The organism is Microcystis sp. M53602_WE12, assembly GCF_030065455.1.
Taxonomy (GTDB): Bacteria; Cyanobacteriota; Cyanobacteriia; order Cyanobacteriales; family Microcystaceae; genus Microcystis; species Microcystis aeruginosa.
This window is the reverse complement of sequence record NZ_JASJFB010000556.1, coordinates 1-2,798: the sequence shown is the minus strand read 5'-3', so window position 1 is coordinate 2,798 and position 2,798 is coordinate 1. Positions and strand designations below refer to the sequence as shown.

The 2,798-nt window shown below is 38.7% G+C and carries 6 protein-coding genes; 2 read left to right on the top strand and 4 right to left on the bottom strand.

Features of this window, described 5'->3' with window-relative positions:
* Nucleotides 1-77 precede the first annotated feature (77 nt).
* The 4 genes from PX482_RS17945 to PX482_RS17930 form a co-directional block, all read right to left on the bottom strand.
* On the bottom strand, nt 78-272 hold the full coding sequence (locus tag PX482_RS17945; RefSeq protein ID WP_002762722.1) for a type II toxin-antitoxin system HicB family antitoxin: 195 nt from the start codon (nt 270-272) through the stop codon (nt 78-80).
* A gap of 357 nt (nt 273-629) precedes the next feature.
* Entirely contained in the window at nt 630-1,034 is a 405-nt protein-coding gene (locus tag PX482_RS17940) for a type II toxin-antitoxin system VapC family toxin (RefSeq protein WP_002762720.1), read from the bottom strand.
* Nucleotides 1,019-1,249, bottom strand: a complete 231-nt coding sequence (locus tag PX482_RS17935; RefSeq protein WP_002762718.1) for a type II toxin-antitoxin system Phd/YefM family antitoxin — start codon at nt 1,247-1,249, stop codon at nt 1,019-1,021. The genes PX482_RS17940 and PX482_RS17935 overlap by 16 nt, the downstream gene beginning before the upstream one ends.
* A 260-nt stretch (nt 1,250-1,509) precedes the next feature.
* Nucleotides 1,510-1,695 (bottom strand): anacyclamide/piricyclamide family prenylated cyclic peptide, encoded by a 186-nt coding sequence (locus PX482_RS17930; protein ID WP_002762716.1) that lies wholly within the window; start codon nt 1,693-1,695, stop codon nt 1,510-1,512.
* 221 nt (nt 1,696-1,916) lie between these two features.
* Between PX482_RS17930 and PX482_RS17925 the strand changes: the two genes are divergently transcribed.
* Both PX482_RS17925 and PX482_RS17920 read left to right on the top strand, forming a co-directional pair.
* The gene (locus PX482_RS17925; protein WP_002762714.1) at nt 1,917-2,153 is read left to right on the top strand and encodes a hypothetical protein; all 237 of its coding nucleotides are present in this window, start codon (nt 1,917-1,919) and stop codon (nt 2,151-2,153) included.
* Nucleotides 2,153-2,554: a type II toxin-antitoxin system VapC family toxin gene (locus tag PX482_RS17920; protein WP_002762712.1), complete on the top strand. Its 402-nt coding sequence runs from the start codon at nt 2,153-2,155 to the stop codon at nt 2,552-2,554. Before PX482_RS17925 ends, PX482_RS17920 begins: the two co-directional genes overlap by 1 nt.
* Nucleotides 2,555-2,798: the final 244 nt, after the last annotated feature.

Genomic DNA, 2,798 nt, shown 5'->3' with positions numbered 1-2,798 from the left:
TCCTTATCTGGCAAGAGACTTAATTGATTAGTTCGCTCTAGATAAAAAACAATTGACAAAAATCGCTAAATGCCTTTCTATATAAGGGTTCCATCCCTTATAACCCCCGTCCATTGCATAACACAAACCGAAGAGCCTAAAACTTCTTGGGCATTATCAATGGCTTCTTGATGGGTGCTGCCGTGAGTGCGAGCGTATTTTCCCCATTCGGGTAAACTGGCAATATAGGCATTATCTTCTTCAGACCATTGAATTAAAATGCTATATTTCATGATTAATCATCTCCTTGTTCTATGATTATTGATGATTTGGCTCTCTCGACTTATATGAGGTAAAATGTGATTATTTATTACATTATAGTGGATTGTTTCAGCTAATTTGGTGTATTAGAAAAATGCTATAAATTCTATAATCTAAGACTTTAAGCCGAAATCTAGGCTCTTCTCGACTTTGTGTGATAATTTTTGCTTATGGAATCGTGAAATGCTTATCGGGCAAGACTTTTAGGGCTATTTTGCGGATATTCTATCAGTATAGACCTCGTTTCCACACAGAAACCAGAAGAGCCAAATCTATTGCCCTATTTTAGTTGAAACAGTCCACTAGGAGTAGATTAGTTGATTAGTTGCTTACCAAATTACTGAAGAATAGAAACTAGCTATTTTTTGATCTGCGGTGATAACATTTGCTTTATCTCTTTGGGTGATCGCCACAACTACTCTATCTACCGGATCTCGATGTTCCCATTTTAACCTAACACTGTCGAGCCAAATTTCCTCATTGATCGGGATAATCCGAACAACATCAGATTTTTTTAGAGTTGCAATATAATCATCTATGTTCACTCCTAAATCTAATTTGCGGTTGTTAACCTTAATGGCTATTTCCCAGATTGCTGTTGATGGTACTAAACCATTTTTTTGCTGTTCCATCTGTTCACAAGCTTCCTTGGCTTTTTGAGAAAGTTTGTCGGGATCTAAACTCCACCAGATTAAGGCGCAAGTATCAAGAACAATTTTTATACTTCCGTCCATTCTTCGGTTGTTGGGGTAGTTAAATCTTCAAAATACTGAACCTTGCCTCGCATATTCTTAAACAATTCCGCCGTTGAATAACTTTTTTGATAGGGAGAAATTCTCGCCACTGGTTTAGTCCCTTCTGTCACTAAAATTTCTTCTCCTTGTAACTCCACAATTTGCAATAATTCTAGTAAATTAGCTTTTAACTGAGTTTTGTCAACAGTTTTCATAAAAAAATTTTCCTTGGTATCCTATTGTGAATCTAAATCTTCTAGCACTGGTGAGCCAAGGAAAAGGGAGACAACAGAAGAGCAAAAACCTGTACTCCCCCGCTCCCCCTCTCCCCGAGCAATGCTTCTCCCCGTGTCAGGTATCCGAAAGCCAGGAATTAACTAGGGTTGTAGGTCAATTCCTTGAGGCAAACCGTGCGCCCTGGCAAGGAGAAAAAGACTTTTGACCTGATTTGAGGTTCGTGCTAAAATCGGAGGGATTACTCTGCGTCGTCTCCCGCAAAAGGCAGTTCGTACCACTCTTCACAATTGCCATTCCCATCCTCTCCCACACAAAAAGTTCCCCAATCAAGTTGAGCGATCGCATTGCCATTACGAGAGACGGTAGCGGTATTTTCCCGTTGGACAGGAGCAGCATTGCGGGGTGTCAGTTTTTTAGTTTTCATGGGGTAAGTCCTCCATTATTGTTGTTGAGTTCAGTCATACCACCTTTTTTCTGCCGAATCAATAGTTTTTAAGTGAATTTGTGTTAAGTTTTTGTTAAGCTTAGATCAGCACTTGTCAATATTTTTGTGAGAATTTTAACCTTTTGATCCAAGATTCAAATTCGTTGTAAGATGATATGTAATCAGAAAGTTATTCTCATTATTTCTTGAGGTCTAAAAAGATGACAAGAGTTGTTACCCTAGAAGATGCCTTAGAGATAGTCAAACAGCTTTCTCCTCTAGACAAAGTACGTCTAATTGAAAAAGTGACTCCTGATATTAAACAACAGTTAGTGGTTACTACCCATCAACCTCGTAAATCTTTGCGGGGATTATGGCGAGGTGCCAACATCAGTGATGCAGATATCGCTGATGTAAAACAACAGATAGGAGCTAACTTTCCTCGTGAGGATATTTGATGAGTGATGCAGTGACCGATACTCATGCTTTGATTTGGTATTTAGAGGATAGTCCACGCTTGAGTTCTACAGCTAACCAAACATTTGAACAATGCGATCGCGGTGAAATTGTCATTTATATTCCAACTATCTGTTTAATAGAGATAATTTATCTGCAAGAAAAAGGACGTATTGCACCTGAACTAAAATCCCAATTAGATGCAGAGTTATTAGCTGGTAATAGTGGGTTTATCTTAGCTGATTTGACTGCCGAGGTTGTCAATGTTTTGGCGACCGTATTACGAACTGCCGTACCTGATTTACCTGACAGAATAATTGCCGCTACAGCCTTTCACCTTGGTTTACCGCTTATTAGTTGTGATAGGAGAATGCCTCTTACAGGTATCTCTTTAATTTGGTGATTTGCGATTAATTGAGTCAGTAAATTAGCTTTTAAACTGCGTCCATTGTGGGAACTGTAGTTTTTTGAAATACCTTCTAGGGATAAGTCCCCCTTTTGAAGGGTAGGGCTGATTCATTCTCCGAATCTAATTCTTTTTTTGCTACCTTTAATCGCTTATGAGGTAAGCAAAGCACGACGTTTTTAAAAATTTTCAGCTATGTATTTCGAGAAATCGACTAAAAACGTTGCCAGATAAGGACTTG